The sequence below is a fragment of the Bradyrhizobium frederickii genome, assembly GCF_004570865.1.
GTDB classification, from domain to species: domain Bacteria; phylum Pseudomonadota; class Alphaproteobacteria; order Rhizobiales; family Xanthobacteraceae; genus Bradyrhizobium; species Bradyrhizobium frederickii.
Window position 1 is genome coordinate 178,749 of record NZ_SPQS01000014.1, and the last position, 16,351, is coordinate 195,099.

At 65.8% G+C, this 16,351-nt stretch carries 14 protein-coding genes; 9 read left to right on the forward strand and 5 right to left on the reverse strand.

Going from position 1 to position 16,351, the window contains the following annotated elements; genetic code table 11:
• Positions 1 to 36: 36 nt before the first annotated feature.
• Entirely contained in the window at positions 37 to 1,482 is a 1,446-nt protein-coding gene (locus E4K64_RS24410) for a TAXI family TRAP transporter solute-binding subunit (protein ID WP_135165774.1), read from the reverse strand.
• A gap of 153 nt (positions 1,483 to 1,635) precedes the next feature.
• Between E4K64_RS24410 and E4K64_RS24415 the strand changes: the two genes are divergently transcribed.
• Both E4K64_RS24415 and E4K64_RS24420 read left to right on the forward strand, forming a co-directional pair.
• The gene (locus E4K64_RS24415; RefSeq protein WP_135165775.1) at positions 1,636 to 1,926 is read left to right on the forward strand and encodes a 4a-hydroxytetrahydrobiopterin dehydratase; all 291 of its coding nucleotides are present in this window, start codon (positions 1,636 to 1,638) and stop codon (positions 1,924 to 1,926) included.
• A 102-nt stretch (positions 1,927 to 2,028) separates the two neighbouring features.
• Entirely contained in the window at positions 2,029 to 2,400 is a 372-nt protein-coding gene (locus E4K64_RS24420) for a YkvA family protein (protein WP_135165776.1), read from the forward strand.
• A 73-nt stretch (positions 2,401 to 2,473) separates the two neighbouring features.
• Here the strand turns inward: E4K64_RS24420 and E4K64_RS24425 are convergent, their stop codons facing one another.
• The 3 genes from E4K64_RS24425 to E4K64_RS24435 all read right to left on the reverse strand — a co-directional run bounded on the left by E4K64_RS24425 (position 2,474) and on the right by E4K64_RS24435 (position 5,827).
• A complete protein-coding gene (locus E4K64_RS24425) occupies positions 2,474 to 3,634 on the reverse strand; it encodes a TAXI family TRAP transporter solute-binding subunit (RefSeq protein ID WP_135165777.1) in 1,161 nt (386 codons plus the stop codon).
• Between the two features lie 18 nt (positions 3,635 to 3,652).
• The gene (locus E4K64_RS24430) at positions 3,653 to 4,510 is read right to left on the reverse strand and encodes a hypothetical protein (protein ID WP_135165778.1); all 858 of its coding nucleotides are present in this window, start codon (positions 4,508 to 4,510) and stop codon (positions 3,653 to 3,655) included.
• Between the two features lie 342 nt (positions 4,511 to 4,852).
• The gene (locus tag E4K64_RS24435) at positions 4,853 to 5,827 is read right to left on the reverse strand and encodes an NADPH:quinone oxidoreductase family protein (protein WP_135165779.1); all 975 of its coding nucleotides are present in this window, start codon (positions 5,825 to 5,827) and stop codon (positions 4,853 to 4,855) included.
• A gap of 146 nt (positions 5,828 to 5,973) precedes the next feature.
• Here E4K64_RS24435 and E4K64_RS24440 point away from each other — a divergent pair, with 146 nt between their 5' ends.
• The 7 genes from E4K64_RS24440 to E4K64_RS24470 all read left to right on the forward strand — a co-directional run bounded on the left by E4K64_RS24440 (position 5,974) and on the right by E4K64_RS24470 (position 14,069).
• Positions 5,974 to 6,813 (forward strand): SDR family oxidoreductase, encoded by an 840-nt coding sequence (locus E4K64_RS24440; protein WP_135165780.1) that lies wholly within the window; start codon positions 5,974 to 5,976, stop codon positions 6,811 to 6,813.
• A 107-nt stretch (positions 6,814 to 6,920) separates the two neighbouring features.
• A complete protein-coding gene (locus tag E4K64_RS24445; protein WP_135165781.1) occupies positions 6,921 to 7,586 on the forward strand; it encodes an invasion associated locus B family protein in 666 nt (221 codons plus the stop codon).
• Positions 7,587 to 7,788: 202 nt separating this feature from the next.
• The gene (gene rlmN / locus E4K64_RS24450; RefSeq protein ID WP_135165782.1) at positions 7,789 to 8,991 is read left to right on the forward strand and encodes a dual-specificity RNA methyltransferase RlmN; all 1,203 of its coding nucleotides are present in this window, start codon (positions 7,789 to 7,791) and stop codon (positions 8,989 to 8,991) included.
• Between the two features lie 135 nt (positions 8,992 to 9,126).
• Complete coding sequence (locus E4K64_RS24455) at positions 9,127 to 9,621, forward strand: hypothetical protein (protein ID WP_135165783.1); 495 nt, start codon at positions 9,127 to 9,129, stop codon at positions 9,619 to 9,621.
• Positions 9,622 to 9,898: 277 nt separating this feature from the next.
• Positions 9,899 to 10,675, forward strand: coding sequence for a phosphatase PAP2 family protein (locus E4K64_RS24460; RefSeq protein ID WP_135165799.1), 777 nt, complete (start codon positions 9,899 to 9,901; stop codon positions 10,673 to 10,675).
• A 93-nt stretch (positions 10,676 to 10,768) separates the two neighbouring features.
• The gene (gene argG / locus E4K64_RS24465; RefSeq protein ID WP_135165784.1) at positions 10,769 to 12,106 is read left to right on the forward strand and encodes an argininosuccinate synthase; all 1,338 of its coding nucleotides are present in this window, start codon (positions 10,769 to 10,771) and stop codon (positions 12,104 to 12,106) included.
• 205 nt (positions 12,107 to 12,311) lie between these two features.
• The gene (locus E4K64_RS24470; protein WP_135165785.1) at positions 12,312 to 14,069 is read left to right on the forward strand and encodes an alkaline phosphatase; all 1,758 of its coding nucleotides are present in this window, start codon (positions 12,312 to 12,314) and stop codon (positions 14,067 to 14,069) included.
• A 428-nt stretch (positions 14,070 to 14,497) separates the two neighbouring features.
• Here E4K64_RS24470 and E4K64_RS24475 read toward each other — a convergent pair.
• The coding region (locus E4K64_RS24475) for an OmpA family protein (RefSeq protein ID WP_135165786.1) at positions 14,498 to 16,351 on the reverse strand (1,854 nt) is incomplete at its 5' end.

The following is a 16,351-nucleotide window of genomic DNA, read 5'->3' on the forward strand; positions in this document are numbered from 1 at the left end:
GAGGCAATGTGACGCAGCGATTACGCGCGCCAGTGCTCAGGCGTTGCCGGCTGCCCGGAACGGGGCGCCCGCGCGCTGCAGGTTCGGCAGCAGGCTGAACAGCACCGCCTTGCGGTCGGCGACGGCGGCGTGGAACTGATCCAGCGCGATGTTGAAGGCCGTGAGCGCGCCTTCCTCGATCGCGCCGTGATCATAGCAGCGCAGCGTGTCGCGCAAGATCTCGTCAGCCTCGGTCTGCATCTGGTCGAGCTCTTCGGTCGTCTCGCACTTGCGCGCTGCCGCGATCATGTCGAGCAGACGTTCGCGCTGATGATTGTTGCTGTCGCGCTCGTCCTTCTTCAGGTAGCCCGCGAACCAGGCGCCGATCGAGCCCATGGCCGAGAGCGCCATCAGGCCCCACCAGATGTAATCGCTGTATTTGTCGAGGAAGGTCTTTTCCTCGCCGTCGACGAAGGCGGCGGCGCCGGGATGCACCGGGATCACCGCATCCTTGTCGGTATCGGGCGTTTCGATCTTCGCCGCGAGCGGGAATTCGGTCACCAATTGCTGGCGCACGGCGAACAGCTGGCGCGTGAACGCCGCGATGGTGGTTTCGGACACGCCTTTGCGCGCCACGATGTGGTGCGAGAAGCTGATGGTCTTGACCTCGTCCTCCGGGCGGGCAGGCGAGCCGCCATAGGTGCCGGCGGGAATCTCGGACGCTTCGTAGACCGGATGGTTCTGCGCGATCGCATCCGCCGAATCGATCGCAATGAAGCTGGGCGCGCCGAAATCCTTGGTGGAGGCGGCGATCGCATCCGCCGTGATCTTGCTGTTGACGGGGCCCGCCGCGAGATAGACGTCGGCTTTCTGGGCCTTGATCGCCTCGGCCACCTCGTTGGCGGGGAATTGCACGATCTCGACCTTGGCGGCATCGACGCCGTATTGCTGCAGGATCACCTTGAGCAGATTGACGTTGGCCTGGGTGCGGCCGACCACGCCGACGCGATGGCCGGCGAGCTGCGAGATCTTGGTGATCTTGGCGCCCCGCTTCTTGCCTTTGCCCGGGACGGACCACAGCACCACGACGTTCTTGCGCAGGGTCGCGACCGCTTGCGCGTTCTTGGGCACATCGAGGTCGCCGCGCACGATGGCGAGATCGACCTTGCCTTCGGCGAGCGCATTGGCGCTGGCCGTGGCGCCGTCGGTCTGGATCGGCCGCAGCCGCACCTGGCCCTTGCTCTGGCTGAAGGCCTGCGTCAGCGTCTGCACGACCTTGACGTCATCGCTGTTGGCGGGGCCGACCGCGATCTTTAGCGTCACCGGCCGCATCGCGAAGTAATAGCCGCCGGCGAGCGCGCCGACGATCGCAAGCACGAATGCGAGAGACACCAGGGCCGTCTTCCGCGCCGCGGATCGCGGCGAAGGCGGAGAGGGCGCTTCGGCCAGGTCCAATCCCCCGGTCATCGATCTCCCAGACAGGCGCTTGAGGCTCAGTTTCATCTTGGCCGGCGATTTACGCCCGCAATTGTAGCAAATTTCTTGTCCGGCGGGGTTACATCTCCGTCATGGTTAGCGGATGACGGAAATCCCCGTATGAACCCGGGCCGTACGCAAGGTGTTAGGGTAAAGTTCCCCTGAAGGACGGAGATGACCATGGCAGAACGGCTCTCGGCGGAAGCGCGCAAGCAGGCGCTCGGCGGACTTCCGGGCTGGAACGAGGTTCAAGGCCGGGATGCCATCGGGAAGACCTTTATCTTCAAGGATTTCAACGAGGCGTTCGGTTTCATGACCCGCGCCGCGCTGGTCGCCGAGAAGATGGATCACCACCCCGAATGGCGCAATGTCTACAAGACGGTGGAGGTGGTGCTGTCGACCCACGACGCCGGCGGCGTCACGGCGCTCGACGTCGCGCTGGCCAAGGCGATGAACGCGATCGCGGGCTGAGACCTTGCCGACGTCTTGCAGCGATCGGCTACATCCCCATCTTGTGATCAGCCCGGATGCGGCGGTCCGCCGCCCGGGGGCTGAACGGGGAGTTTATCGAACATGGCTGCCGAACACAGCGTCGGTTTCGAGCCGGCCGATCGGCTCGCGGAGGATCGCGAGAGCGTTCGCCGCCGCTTCTGGCGCAAGCTGAAGCGCGTCGCCGCGCATCTGCCATTCGCCGAAGACCTGCTGGCCGCTTATTACTGCGCGTTCGACCGGCAGACCCCGCGCCACGTCCAGGCCTCGCTGCTTGGTGCGATCGCCTATTTCATCCTGCCGTTCGACTTCGTCGCCGACGTGATGCCGATCCTCGGCTTCGCCGATGACGCCGCCGTGCTCGCCACCGCCATCCGCATGGTCGCAGGCCACATCACGAACGAGCACCGCGAAGCCGCCCGTGCCGCGCTGAAGCGTGGGGTGAGCGAGGCGTAGTCGTTCGCCTGCGGGTGACGATGGCGGAGCGACCCATCCGGGCTACGGACCGGATCGGCGTCGCGCGACTGCCTTACTTCCTCTCCGCCTGCGCCCGCGCCTTCTCCGCGTCCCATGCCTGGAATTGCCTGAACAGCGCCTCCTTGTCGATGTCGGAGCCCTTTGCAGCCATCGGGTTCTGCTTCAAGAAGGCCTCGAAGCGCTGCCGCGTCACCGGCTCGACGCCGTGCTTGTCGAGCCATTGCTGCGCCACCGGCAATCTGTTCCAGCCTGCAAGCGGCGCCGCGAGCGAGACCTCCTTCCACTTGGGATGGAAGGGTGGGTTCTGCAGCGTCGGGAATTTCGTGAAGAATGCGTCCACGAACAGCGCGAGCTTGCGATAGCGCTCGGTGTTGGGCGTCCAATTGTAGGCCGCAAGCACCGCGGGCACCGCGATCGTGTCCACGCTCTCGCCCTCCTTGATCAGGTTCGGATAGTCCTTCGCGGTCAGCGTTGCCGGCAGATAATCGCTCTGGAGCGGCTTTGCATAATCGACGCGCGCGAGGTGGAAGCGGCCGTCATTGCCGAAGGTCGAGACCGACTTGTACGGCTTGCCCCCGACCACGATGACGGCGTCGATCTCGCCGGCCTTCAGCTTCTCCATCGCGATGCGCTGCTCGACATAGACGAATTTCGCCTTGATCCCGAGCCGCTCGAACACGGTGAGCGCGGTGACGAAGGTGCCGCCGTTGGGCAGATCCACGCTGACCGTCTTGCCTTCGAGGTCTTTGAGCGTCGCGACCGATTTTGGCGCGATCACCTGCATCTCCTCGTTGTACAGCTTCGTCACGTAGGTGAATTGCCGCTTGATGTCCTTGGCAAAACCTTTGCGCTCGAGATAGTCGAGCGTGTCGGCGCGCACGATGCCGAGATCGACGCCTTGCAGGAACAGGATGTCGGCAACGCTCTGCACCGAGCCGCGACCGACGATCGGCAGCACGCGGATCTTGTTGCCGTCGTCGAGAACGGAGGCGAGGTCGGCGCCGAACTGCACATAGGTGCCGCCGATCGTGCCGGTGATGAGCGTGACGGTGTTGGCGTTCAGAGCCTGCTTGGTCGAGGTCGAGCCGAACTGGAAGATCGCCTTCAGGCCGTCCGAGACCTTGGCCGGATCGTATTCGGCCTGCTCGGCGCGCGCCGCGAAGGCACAGATGGTCATGATGGCGGCCAGCGCCATTCCGAAAAGGTTACGCATGATGTCCCCTGAAATGGTCTAGTTCGAGAGCTGGGCGAGGCGCTGTCGCGCCTCCGCCGATCCAAGGCTTGCGGCACGCTGATACCAGTCACGTGCGGCCGCGACGTCGGCAATGACGCTCCGCGCGTCGCTGGTGCCCAGCACCGCGGGATCATAGGTCTGTGCCAGCAGGAGCGCGGCCGTCGCGTCTTTCGCATTGGCTGCCCGTTCGAGCAGCAGGCGCGCCGCGCCAATATCGCCAACGCCGATCAGGCTTCTTGCGCGCGTCATAAGTCCGGCCAGCGTGTCGGCGTCGAGCGTTCTGACGGGCTCGGGCGGCACAGGCTGTGCCGCGGGAGTGGGTGCCGGAGTTTGGACTGGCACTTGTGCTTGAGTTTGTACCTGGGCCTGCAGCGCAGTCTGGTAGGCGGTCGCGATCGCTTCGCGACTTGGCATTGTCGGAGCCGGCAGATCCTGCTTGTCGGCGCTCGCCAGCATCGTGTCGGTCACACGTTCCGGATCCTTGAGCGGGATCTGGCGTATGGCCGGCGGGTTGGCCTGAGCTGCGCCTGCTGCGCTGCCGGCACTGTCGGCAATGAAGCTACGCAGATCCGACGGAAACAGCACGGCCGCGATCCCCGCGGCGGAGATCGCAAGCCCGGCGGCGACAAGGCGAGGCGCGACCCTGGTTCTGGGGCGCAGCGCCAGCGGCACGTATTCCCGCGGGTCCGGTGCTCCGCGCGGATCGGACAGAAACAGTGGAATTGGATCGTCCTGTGGAAGCTCGGCGCGCCTGGCGCGCGCCCGGATGTAGTCCGCCGTGGACGAAGGTGATGCAGATCGATCGGAGTCGAGCGCGCGCGACTCCTTCGACGGACGGTAGGCCGTCGTCTCCATGGTGTGATGCTCCCCATTACTGACGCAACGCAGGGGCAGTCCCGGTTTCAGTCTTCTTGTTGTTGTCCAGAAGTGCCCCGCAAACTGGAACCGGTAAATCGCCGTCCGATTCAGCCCAAAAAACGACGGCGGTTTGTGCGAATCTGGAGATATTTAGGTTTGATTACGGCGGCGCGGCGGTATGCACCACCATTTTGCCCGCGATGGTTGAGGGATTATTTTCCGGGCGGCGGTGCGCTGGAGCGTTGCGTCGGAGGCAGCGCCCACGCAACGATACGCTCCAACGTCGTCCTGGCTTCCGCCAGGACGAAACTCGCGGAGGGAGCCTTCGCCGTTACATCCTCACGGATGCAGGATCACCTTGCCCATGGCCTGGCGTCCCGCCAGCACTTTCAACGCGTCCGCGGTCTGGGCCAGCGGGAAGGTGCGATCGACATGCGATGAAATCTTTCCTTCCGCCGTCCACTTCACGAGCTTCTCGAGGTTGGCGCGGTTCTTGGCCGGGTTGAGCCGGGTCCAGGCGCCCCAGAACACGCCGCGGATGTCGCAGCCCTTCAGCAGCGCGAGATTCAGCGGCATCTTCGGAATGTCGCCGGCCGCAAAGCCGATGACGAGGAAGCGGCCTTCCCACGCGATCGAGCGCAGCGCCTGCTCGGCGTAAGCACCGCCGACCGGATCGAAGACGATGTCGACGCCCTTGCCGCCCGTGAGCTTGCGCAGGCCTTCCTTCAGATCTTCCTTGGCGTAATTCAGCGTCAGCTCGGCGCCATGCGCCTTGGCGAATTCGAGCTTCTCGTCCGACGAGGCGCAGGCGATCACCTTCAATCCCATCAGCTTGCCGAGCTCGCAGGCGGCAAGGCCGGTGCCGCCGGCCGCACCCAGCACCGCGAGCGTCTCGCCCGGCTTCGGGCTGGCGCGATCCTCCAGCGCATGCAGCGCGGTGCCGTAGATGATGATGATGCCGGCCGCGCGGTCATAATCGAGATTGTCGGGAATCTTCACGATGGATGCCGCCGGCAGCGCGATCTTCTCGCGTGCGCCGTTGTGGCCGCAGGAGGCGACGACGCGATCGCCGACTTTCAGATCGGTGACGCCAGCGCCGATGCTCTCGATCACGCCCGCGACTTCCGCGGCCGGCGAGAACGGGAACGGCGGCTTGATCTGGTACTTGCCCTGAATCATCAGGATGTCGAAGAAGTTCAGCGCCGCGGCCTTGATCGCGATCACCGCTTCGCCGGGGCCCGCCACCGGATCCGGCACCTCAGCGAGCACGAGGTCGTCGGGCTGGCAATATTGCGAGCAGAGGATGGCTTTCATGGCGGCACCTGAGGGCGTTTCGAGTGGAATTATAGTTGGCACGTTTCTGCCGGATTTAGCGCGGCCGGACAATCCGGATTCTTTGTCTCAGACAGCTCGAAGTCCTATCCTCGCAGGAGTGCGTGGAAACAGCGAGGATTCAAACGATGTTTGAAACAGGCCTGCTCAGGGACAAGCGCATCCTCGTCACCGGCGGCGGCTCGGGTCTTGGCGCCGCGATGGGACGACGTTTCCTCACGCTTGGCGCCGAGCTCGTCATTTGCGGCCGCAAGCTCGACCGGCTGGACGCAGCAGCGCACCGGATGCGTGAAGGCACTGGCGGCAAGGTCACGACGATCGCCTGCGACATCCGCGACGGTGGCGCGGTCGATGACATGATGGATCGGATCTGGCGCGAGGCGCCGCTCGATATCCTCGTCAACAATGCTGCCGCGACGTTCATCGCACAGAGCGAGCATCTGTCGTTCCGCGCGGCCGATGCGATCCTGGCGCCGACGCTGCATGGCGCGATGTATTGCACGCTCGCGGCCGGCAGGCGCTGGATCGAGGCCAAGCATCGCGGGGTCGTGCTCTCGATCCTCTCGACCTCGACCATCACCGGCCGGGCCTTCACCGTGCCGTCGGCGATGGCGAAGTCGGCGCTGCTGGCGATGACCAAAAGTCTTGCCGTGGAATGGGGGCCGAAAGGCATCCGCACCGTCGCCATCGCGCCGGGTCCGTTCCCGACCGCGGGCGCGTCGGGGCAGCTCCGCCCCGAAGGCCGAGACGAGGGCTGGACCGCACGCAATCCGCTGGGCCGCACCGGAGAGCACGGCGAGCTTGCCGACCTTGCCAGCTTCCTGGTCTCGGACCGTGCTGCCTACATCAACGGCGAGATGGTCGTCATCGACGGTGGCGCGCATTTGCGCAGTTCCGGCGCCGAGGATTTGCTCGGCTGGACCGAGGCGCAATGGGCCGCCCAGCGCGCCGCGCGATCCAAAGGCTGATACCGCTAACTGCCTTCCCAAATTGGACTTTCCCGGCTATCCCTGCCTCGGGGACAAAGCGCGGCCGGGCCATCTTCCAGTCACAATATTGAGGGAACCACTCCAGCATGTGGCGGGTGCTGATTTTAGCTTTGATGACTGGCGTGGCGGCCGGGGGAATCGCTGTTTCTGCGCGGGCGCAGACGGCGCAACCGGCGCCCAAGTCTGCGCCAAATCCAAAAGAGGCACCGAAATCGGCGGCGCCAACGGCCCCTACGAATGCGAAGTCGGCCGCAAAGCCCGAGAGCAAACCCGCGGCCCCGCCCGCTGCGGTTGCAGGTGGCGCGGAGCCGACCCTGATCGGTCAGTTCGGCACCTGGGGGGCCTATTCGGCGGCGCCCAACGGCAAGAAGGTCTGCTTCGCGCTGGCCAAGCCGTCGTCGTCGAAGACCAATCCGCCGAATCGGCCGCGCGATCCCGCCTATGCCTTCGTCTCGACCCGGCCGGCCGAAAAAGTGAACAACGAGGTCTCGGTGATGATCGGCTACGCGCTGAAGCCGGGCTCGGAATCGACGGTCGAGGTCGGCGGCGCTGCTTACGCGATGTACACGCAGGGCGACGGCCTCTGGATCAAGAACGCGGCCGAGGAGGAGCGGATGGTCGAAGCCATGCGCAAATCCGCCGAGCTCGTGGTCAAGGGTGTCTCGGCCAAGGGCACCGAGACGACCGACACGTTCTCGCTGAAGGGCCTTGCCCAGGCACTCGACAAGATCGCGCAGGATTGCAAGCGGTAAGGGCGCAGGGCGTTAAGGCTGCCGGCGATGAGGTCGCAATCGGCCGGTCCGGTTGCTATATAGGGGCGGTTCCAGATTTTCGGTCGTCATGGCCGGGCTTGACCCGGCCATCCACGCGCAACCGCGATTGACGAAAGACGTGGATGCTCGGGTCAAGCCCGGGCATGACGAACTCAAACAGCAGTAATCCCAGGTCCCATCAATGCAACCGACGACCGAGCCGCACAACGCAATCCTGGTGGAGAAGACGCCACTCGAAACCTATGTGCCGCCGGCAAAGCCGTCGCTGATCGGCCTGTCGCGCACCGAGCTTGCCGATCGCCTCGGCGAGATCGGTGTCGCGCCGGCGCAGCGCAAGATGCGGGTGCAGCAGCTGTGGCACTGGCTCTATTTCCGCGGCGCCCAGAGCTTCGATGACATGACCTCGATCTCGAAGGGCATCCGTGCCGAGCTCGCACAGCATTTCACGGTCGACCGCCCCGAGGTCGTGGCCGAGCAGATCTCCAACGACGGCACCCGCAAATGGCTGCTCCGTCTGCCGAGCGGCGACAATGTTCAGAAGGCGCATGAAGTCGAGTGTGTCTACATCCCCGAGACCGATCGCGGCACGCTGTGCGTCTCCTCGCAGGTCGGCTGCACCTTGAATTGCTCGTTCTGCCACACCGGCACGCAGCGCCTGGTGCGCAATCTCACCGCCGGCGAGATCGTCGGGCAGGTGATGGTCGCGCGCGACCGCCTGAACGACTGGGCCGATCGCGAGGACGGCACGCGCCGCGTCACCAACATCGTGATGATGGGCATGGGCGAGCCGCTTTACAATTTCGACGCGGTGCGCGACGCGCTGCTGATCGTCGGCGACAATGAAGGCATCGGCATCTCCCGCCGTCGCATCACGCTGTCGACCTCGGGCGTGGTGCCGAACATCGTGCGCGCCGGCGAGGAGATCGGCGTCATGCTCGCGATCTCGCTGCATGCCGTGCGCGACGAGCTGCGCAACGAGCTGGTGCCGCTCAACCGCAAATATCCGATCAAGGAGCTGCTGCAGGCCTGCCGCGACTATCCCGGCGCCTCCAACGCGCGCCGCATCACCTTCGAATATGTGATGCTCAAGGGCGTCAACGATTCGCTCGACGACGCGAAGCTATTGGTCAAGCTGCTCAAGGGCATTCACGCCAAGATCAATCTGATCCCGTTCAATCCCTGGCCCGGCACGGCCTATGAATGTTCGGACTGGGACCAGATCGAAAAGTTCTCCGAATACATCTTCAACGCCGGCTATTCCTCGCCGGTGCGCACCCCGCGCGGCCGCGACATCCTCGCCGCCTGCGGCCAGCTCAAGTCGGAGACCGAGAAGCTCAGCGCCCGCGAACGTCAGGCGCTGCGCGCCATGGCGATGACGGATTAGGTTGTTCATGCCGACGCTCTCGCATCCTCGTCATTGCGAGGAGCGTAGCGACGAAGCAATCCAGACTGTCTCCGTGGACGCATCTCTGGATGGCTTCGCTTCGCTCGCAATGACGGCAACGATGGCTTTCTCCCCATGTCCCTGATCGGCCGCCTCGTCGTCATCTTCATCGGCTTTCTCGCCGCCTGCTTCGTCGGCGGCATGATCGTGGTCGTCGCGCTGTTGTTTCCGGAATTCGCCGATCTCGGCGCCGGTCCCGTCGATCAGGGCGCGATCGATATCCTGCTTGGCTTCGGCTTCATCTTCGTCTCCGGCTTTGCGCTGGTGCCGGCGGCGGTGATCGTCGCCGTCACCGAAGCGCTCTATATCCGCAGCGCGCTGGCCTACGCCGTCGGCGGCGGCCTCGTCGGGCTCGCCTGCTATCTCGGTCTCGTCCCGTTCCACTCCGACACGTTCCAGTTCGAAGGCATCGTGCGGCGTCACCTGGAGATCATGACCGGGGCGGGCATCGTCGCCGGAATCGTCTACTGGCTGATCGCCGGTCGCAATGCGGGCTCCTGGCGCATCCCGCCGCCTCCGCGCGAACCGCCGCCGCCGTTGCCGTCGCAATCGCGGCCGGATGCGCGGTGATAGCACGTGCATGTTTGCGAGTGATACGAAGCAGCGCACCGCATATTCAGTGTCGTCCCCGCGGAGGCGGGGACCCATAGCCCCAGGAAGAGGTTTTGACGCGAACTGGTAACCCCGAGTCTTCGTCAAACTCCTCCCTGGGGTTATGGGTCCCGGATCTGCGCTTCGCTTGTCCGGGACGACATTGTTGAGGCATCGCATGTTGACCAACTCACGCTCCCTTGCTGCGACGGAATCCGGGTTTTCATCCCCGTCCTACTCCGCTAAACCGCGCGCCATGAACCGGACCGGACTCTTCATCGCCCTGGCGCTTTGGCTCGTGATCGGCGTCGTTTTCGGCCTCTATCCAGAGCTCGATCTCAAGCTCGCGTCGCTGTTCTTCGATCCCCAGACGAAAACCTTTCCGCTCAAGCTGAACGACTGGGCGGGCTTCGCGCGTGACGCTGCGATGTGGGTCGCCTGGGCCTTCGTGCTGCCGTCGCTGGTGGCGCTCGTGGTCAAGATGATCAGGCCGGACCGGCCATTGATGGTGTCGGGGCGCGCGATCGTGTTCCTGCTGGCCACCATCATCCTGTCGGCCGGCATTCTCACCAACCTCACCTTCAAGACCTATTGGGGCCGGCCGCGCCCGGTGGTGGTGACCGAGTTCGCCGGCGACCAGCAATTCGTGCCGTGGTGGGATCCGCGCGGCGGCTGCGCCCGCAACTGCTCGTTCTTCTCGGGCGAAGGCGCGACCGCGTTCTGGACGCTGGCGCCGGCCGCGCTGGCGCCGCCGCCGTGGCGGCCGCTCGCCTATGCCGCCGCCGTGGTGTTCGGCGCCTTGACCAGCGCCCTGCGCATGGCCTTCGGCGGCCACTTCTTCACCGACGTCTCGATCGCCGGCCTCGTGACCTTCGTCGTGATCTGGTTCGCCTACGCGTTGATTTACCGCTGGCCGCGGACGCGGTTTTCCGACGAAGCGGTCGATGCCGCCCTGACCCGGTTGAACATGCCGGCCTACCGGCTCCGCCAGCGCCTGTTCGGCCGCAAGACCGGTCCCGAGCCGTCGGTTTGAGCCATTAAATGCGTGCCGACGCCTGCGAAATTTGTTATTCGCGCGGTCAAGTTCGCTCCTCGCATCAGCCCCTGAGACCCGATTGGAAGCCCCATGACCACGATCCTGAAAAGCCTGCCCAAGGGTGAGAAAGTCGGCATCGCTTTTTCGGGCGGCCTCGACACCTCTGCGGCGCTGCTCTGGATGAAGCAGAAGGGCGCGCGCTGCTACGCCTACACCGCCAATCTCGGCCAGCCCGACGAGGCCGATTACAACGAGATCCCGCGCAAGGCGATGGAGTTCGGCGCCGAGAAGGCGCGCCTCGTCGATTGCCGCACGCAGCTGGTCCACGAGGGCATCGCCGCGATCCAGTCCGGCGCCTTCCATATCTCGACCGGCGGCATCACCTATTTCAACACCACGCCGCTGGGGCGCGCCGTCACCGGCACGATGCTGGTCGCGGCGATGAAGGAAGACGGCGTCAACATCTGGGGCGACGGCTCGACCTTCAAGGGCAACGACATCGAGCGCTTCTACCGCTACGGCCTGCTCACCAATCCCGGCCTGAAGATCTACAAGCCCTGGCTCGACCAGCAGTTCATCGACGAGCTCGGCGGCCGCGCCGAGATGTCGGCGTTCATGACCGCGCAGGGCTTTGCCTACAAGATGAGCGCCGAGAAGGCCTATTCGACCGACAGCAACCTGCTCGGCGCCACGCACGAGGCCAAGGATCTCGAGAGCCTCGACAGCGGCATCAAGATCGTCAACCCGATCATGGGCGTGCCGTTCTGGCGCGACGATTGCGCTGTGAAGGCCGAGACGGTCGTGGTGCGTTTCGAGGAAGGCCAGCCCACGGCGCTGAACGGCCAGACCTTCGCCGATCCCGTCGCGCTGTTTCTCGAAGCCAACGCCATCGGCGGCCGGCACGGCCTCGGCATGAGCGACCAGATCGAGAATCGCATCATCGAGGCCAAGAGCCGCGGCATCTACGAGGCGCCGGGCATGGCGCTCCTCCACATCGCTTATGAGCGCCTCGTCACCGGCATCCACAACGAGGACACCATCGAGCAATACCGCATCAGCGGCATGCGCCTGGGACGCCTGCTCTATCAGGGCCGCTGGTTCGACTCGCAGGCCCTGATGCTGCGCGAGACCGCGCAGCGCTGGGTCGCGCGCGCCGTCACCGGCGAAGTCACGCTGGAGCTGCGCCGCGGCAACGATTATTCGATCCTCAACACCGAAAGCCCGAACCTCACCTACGCGCCCGAAAGGCTCAGCATGGAGAAGGTCGAGGACGCCGCGTTCACCCCGGCCGACCGCATCGGCCAGCTCACCATGCGCAACCTCGACATCGCCGACACCCGCACCAAGCTCGGCCTCTATTCGAAGACCGGCCTGCTCTCGGGCAGCGAAGGCTCGCAGATCTTCCGGCTCGAGAGCGACAAGGGTTGAAGCCGTAGGGTGGGCAAAGGCGCGCTAGCGCCGTGTCCACCATTCCTCCGTGACGGGTAAAGATCGTGGGCACGCTCCGCTTTGCCCACCCTACGATTGCTCGTAGCTCGGATGGAGCCAACGGGGCTACGAGCTTAATGACGGTGTCATTCTCGGTCGCTACGCTTCCCGTTCCTTTGGGAAACCGGATTGCGGAGCATCGAGCATGGTCAGGAGATCGGCACTCGCCTCTCTCATCGCCCTCTGTTGGGCATCGTCATTGTCGGCGCAGACGATCTATCCGATCGATCGTGCCGAGATCCTGGTCGGAGCCAAATTCGACTTCAAGGTCGAGCTCCCCGGGCCGGTCGATCCCGCCAAGTTGAAGGTGACGGTGAACGGCGCCGATTATGCGACCGCGTTCGGTCGTGCCGGGAGCTTCATCGACCGCGAGGACGGCAAGGATCAGTCGGCCCTGATCCTGCGCGACGTCACGCTGACCAGGCCGGGCAACGTCGTCGTCGACGTGAGCGACGGCATGGGCCAGCGCAGCGTGACATGGACGGTCTACGACACGGGTCCGCGCAAGGCGAAGAACGTCATCCTGTTCATCGGTGACGGCATGTCGCCGGCGCACCGGGTCGCAGCCCGAATCCTGTCCAAGGGGATTTCAGAGGGCAAGAGCCGCGGCAAGCTCGCCATTGACGACATGCCTCACATGGCGCTGGTGGCAACCGCAGGCTCGGATTCGATCATCACCGATTCCGCGAACGCGGCCAGCGCCTATGCGACCGGGCACAAGAGCGCCGTCAACGCCCTCGGCGTCTATGCGGACCGCACCGCAAGCCCGTTCGACGATCCCCGGGTCGAGACCATCACCAGCCTTGCCAGGAGGCGGCACGGCATGGCGATCGGCGTCGTCACCAACACCGAGATCGAAGACGCGACGCCGGCGGCGATGGTTGTGCACACGCGCCGCCGTGCCGCCTACGACGAGATCGTCGAGCAGTTCTTTGCGGCAAGGCCGGACGTCCTGATGGGCGGCGGCAGCGCGAATTTTCTGCCGAAATCGGCCGCCGGCTCGAAACGCAGGGACGAGACCGACTACATCGCCAAGTTCCGCGATGCAGGCTATCAGATCGCGACCACCGCGAGCGAGCTCAGCGCGTCTGCAGCAAGACAGGAGACGAGCAAGCTGCTTGGCCTGTTCGCCACCGGCAACATGGACGGCGTGCTCGACCGCAAATTCCTGAAGGGTGGCGGCGTCAAGAAATTCCCCGAGCAGCCCGACCTGACCGAGCAGGTGCAGGCGGCGCTGCAATTGCTGTCGCGGAATGAGGCCGGCTTCTTCCTGATGGTCGAATCCGGAATGATCGACAAATATGCACATCTGCTCGACATGGAGCGGGCCGTCTACGACACGATCATGCTCGACAATGCGGTGCGCCAGACGCGTGAATGGGCGCGGGCGCGCGGCGACGACACCCTCATCCTGGTGCTGGCGGACCACAATCATCCCAACAGCCTTGTCGGCACGGTGAATGACGACATGGCCACCACGCCCAACGTTCCCTTGCGCGAGCGCGTCGGCGTCTATGAGCAGGCCGGATTTCCCAGCTATCCGGCGCCGGATGCGGAAGGTTATCCTGCGCGCATCGACGTGAGCCGGCGGCTTGCGATTTTCTCCGCCAGTCTGCCGGATCACTACGAGACGTTCCGTCCGAAGCTGGACAATCCCAACGAGCCGACCGTCAAGGTCGGCGCCGACGGGACCTTCAAGGCCAACGACAAATACAAGGACGTCCCGGGCGCGGTGCTGCGCCCCGGCAATCTCTCGGCGATGATCGGCGCCAGCGTGCATTCGGGCGAGGACGTCATCCTGACCGCGACCGGACCGGGCAGCGAGCGCGTGCATGGCTCGATGGACAATACCGACGTGTTCCGCGTCATGGCCGATGCGTTGGGATTGGCTGCGGGGCAATGATGCAAAGGGTTCGATTGCGAACCGCGACCGGAGGGAGGCGGCGCGAAGGCTCGCAGATCTTCCGACTGCAGAGCGACTAGGGGTTGATGCTCTCGCTGTCGTAGGGTGGGCAAAGCGACTTGTCCGCAGTAGCTCGCAGAGCGAAGGCGGAAGCGTGCCCACCATTCCTCCGTGACGGATAAAGATCGTGGGCACGCTCCGCTTTGCCCACCCTACGAGATCGCTGAGATTCCCGTGTCCCGGACGCGATGCAGCGCGAAGCGCTGCGTCGCAGAGCCGGGACCCAGATCTTGGATCAATTGCACCGGCCGTTTTGTCGACCCCGGCTCGGCAGCGCATCATTGCGTGCTGTGCCGCGTCCGGGGCACGAGAGCCCTCAAACAAGAATGGCCGGGATCGCTCCCGGCCATTTGCGTTTGTGTCTGCCGTTACCGCGGCGGCGCGGTGCCGGGCGGGGGCGGCGGCAGCGAGGCCTGGCCGCCGTTGAGCAGCGGCGTGATGTTGCGGATGGTGACGCGACGGTTGATCGCGCTCGGCCCCTGCGTCTGCTCCTTCAGGTACTGCTCGCCGTAACCCTGCGACGTCAGATTCTCGGCGGGCACACCGAACTGCTGCGTCAGCAGTTCGGCGGCGGACTGCGCACGACGATCCGACAATGACAGATTGTCGACCTCGTTGCCGACCGCGTCGGTGTGGCCCTCGATCAGGAAGACCTCGCGCGGATTGCGCTGGATTGCCTGGTTGAGGCCGTCGGCGATCGCCTGCAGCCGGGCCGCCTGGTCCGGCGGGATGGTCCACGATCCCGTCTCGAAGATGATCGTGTTGACGTCGATGCTCGGCATCTGCATGCGAACATTCGGGCTGTAGCGGATCTCGTCGAGCGAATAGCGCCGATCGATCCGCTGCACCGGCGGTGCCACCATGGTCTGGTAGATGACGTCCGGTGACGCTTCCTGGGCGTCGACGATGTAGCGATCGTAGGGGATGTTCACGACCGGGGGCGGCACGTCGACATAGAAGCCGCCGACCGCCCGCGGATCGCGGTAGGTGTTGTCGATGATGATGAGCTCGTGCCCGCGGGGATCCCTGCGGATGCGCCGCATCAGCCGACCATCGGCGCCGACGATGGTGATGATCTCGCTGCCGTCAGGACGAATCACGACCGTGCGGGTTTCGCCGCCGACCGTGTCGGTGCGGATGTCGCGGGCGCCGTAGCGGAAGCGATAGAGATCGTTGCCGCGGACATAGGCCTGCCCGCCCGGATCGCGGATGATGATGCGGTCCGGCTCGGTGTAGACGGTGCGGCCGCCTTCGATGGTCTCGCGTCGCTGGTTGTGGAGGTCGGCGATGGTGGCGCCGATCACGGCGCCGGCCACCACGCCTGCACCGATCGCGAGCGGCGTCAGGTCACGCTGCGGCGGACGCGGCGCCGGCGGCAACGGCGCTGAGACCGTTGGCGCGGCCCGGAAGGCCGGTGCAACCGTCGGCGGTCTGTATTGTGCCCTGTCAGGCGGCGGCGCTGCGGCCGCCGAACCGGGGACGACCGATGGCGCTGCGACGCCGGCGGGAGGCGCCGGCGGCCGCGGAGGGGCACCAGCCTGCGGTGCTGTGGGCGGAGTTCCGGCAGCCGGCGCACCAGCAGGAGGTGTTGCGCCTTGTTGGCCGGGGGTCGGTGTCGCAGTCGGGGCCGGGGTCGCGCCGGGCGCAGGTGTCGGTGCTGCACCTGGACGTCCGGGCGCGGGCGTCGGCGTAGCACCAGGAGCCGGGGTCGCTGTCGGACTGGGCGTGGCACCGGGAGCCGGTGATCCTGCCGGAGGAGGCGCGCCGGGCCGACCGGGCGGCGGGGTGCCGGGGCGGCTAGCCGGCGGTGCGCCTGGCGTGCTGCCCGGAGCCGGCGTTGCGGTCGGCGCAGGAGGCGTCGTGGGCGCCGGTGTCGCAGTCGGTGCGGGTGTCGTCGTCGGTGCGGGTGTGGCGGTCGGCGCCGGCGCTCCCGGTCGTGCGGGCGGCGCCGCCGGTGCGGGAGAAGGTGTCGCCGTAGGTGCCGGCGCAGGGCGGCCCTGAGGAGCTGCTGCGGGAGGCGGAGCCGGCGGAGTCGGAGCGGGGCGTGCGCCGGACGGTGCCGGAGGCGGCGGCGTGGGCGCATGCTGCTGCGGAGCCGCAGCCGGCGGCGGCGAAGGCTGTTTCGGTGCGGCAGCAGGCGGCGGTGGCGGCGGGGGAGCCGGCCGTGCCGCAGGCGGCGGTGTCGGGGCATGTTGCTGCGGGGCCGGGGCCGGCTCCCCCGC

Bases quoted from the DNA above. Each gene is read 5' to 3' on its own strand.
- E4K64_RS24410 (WP_135165774.1), bottom strand. From the start codon at position 1,482: ATGAAACTGAGCCTCAAGCGCCTGTCTGGGAGATCGATGACCGGGGGA.
- E4K64_RS24415 (WP_135165775.1), top strand. From the start codon at position 1,636: ATGGCAGAACGGCTCTCGGCGGAAGCGCGCAAGCAGGCGCTCGGCGGA.
- E4K64_RS24420 (WP_135165776.1), top strand. From the start codon at position 2,029: ATGGCTGCCGAACACAGCGTCGGTTTCGAGCCGGCCGATCGGCTCGCG.
- E4K64_RS24425 (WP_135165777.1), bottom strand. From the start codon at position 3,634: ATGCGTAACCTTTTCGGAATGGCGCTGGCCGCCATCATGACCATCTGT.
- E4K64_RS24430 (WP_135165778.1), bottom strand. From the start codon at position 4,510: ATGGAGACGACGGCCTACCGTCCGTCGAAGGAGTCGCGCGCGCTCGAC.
- E4K64_RS24435 (WP_135165779.1), bottom strand. From the start codon at position 5,827: ATGAAAGCCATCCTCTGCTCGCAATATTGCCAGCCCGACGACCTCGTG.
- E4K64_RS24440 (WP_135165780.1), top strand. From the start codon at position 5,974: ATGTTTGAAACAGGCCTGCTCAGGGACAAGCGCATCCTCGTCACCGGC.
- E4K64_RS24445 (WP_135165781.1), top strand. From the start codon at position 6,921: ATGTGGCGGGTGCTGATTTTAGCTTTGATGACTGGCGTGGCGGCCGGG.
- rlmN (WP_135165782.1), top strand. From the start codon at position 7,789: ATGCAACCGACGACCGAGCCGCACAACGCAATCCTGGTGGAGAAGACG.
- E4K64_RS24455 (WP_135165783.1), top strand. From the start codon at position 9,127: ATGTCCCTGATCGGCCGCCTCGTCGTCATCTTCATCGGCTTTCTCGCC.
- E4K64_RS24460 (WP_135165799.1), top strand. From the start codon at position 9,899: ATGAACCGGACCGGACTCTTCATCGCCCTGGCGCTTTGGCTCGTGATC.
- argG (WP_135165784.1), top strand. From the start codon at position 10,769: ATGACCACGATCCTGAAAAGCCTGCCCAAGGGTGAGAAAGTCGGCATC.
- E4K64_RS24470 (WP_135165785.1), top strand. From the start codon at position 12,312: ATGGTCAGGAGATCGGCACTCGCCTCTCTCATCGCCCTCTGTTGGGCA.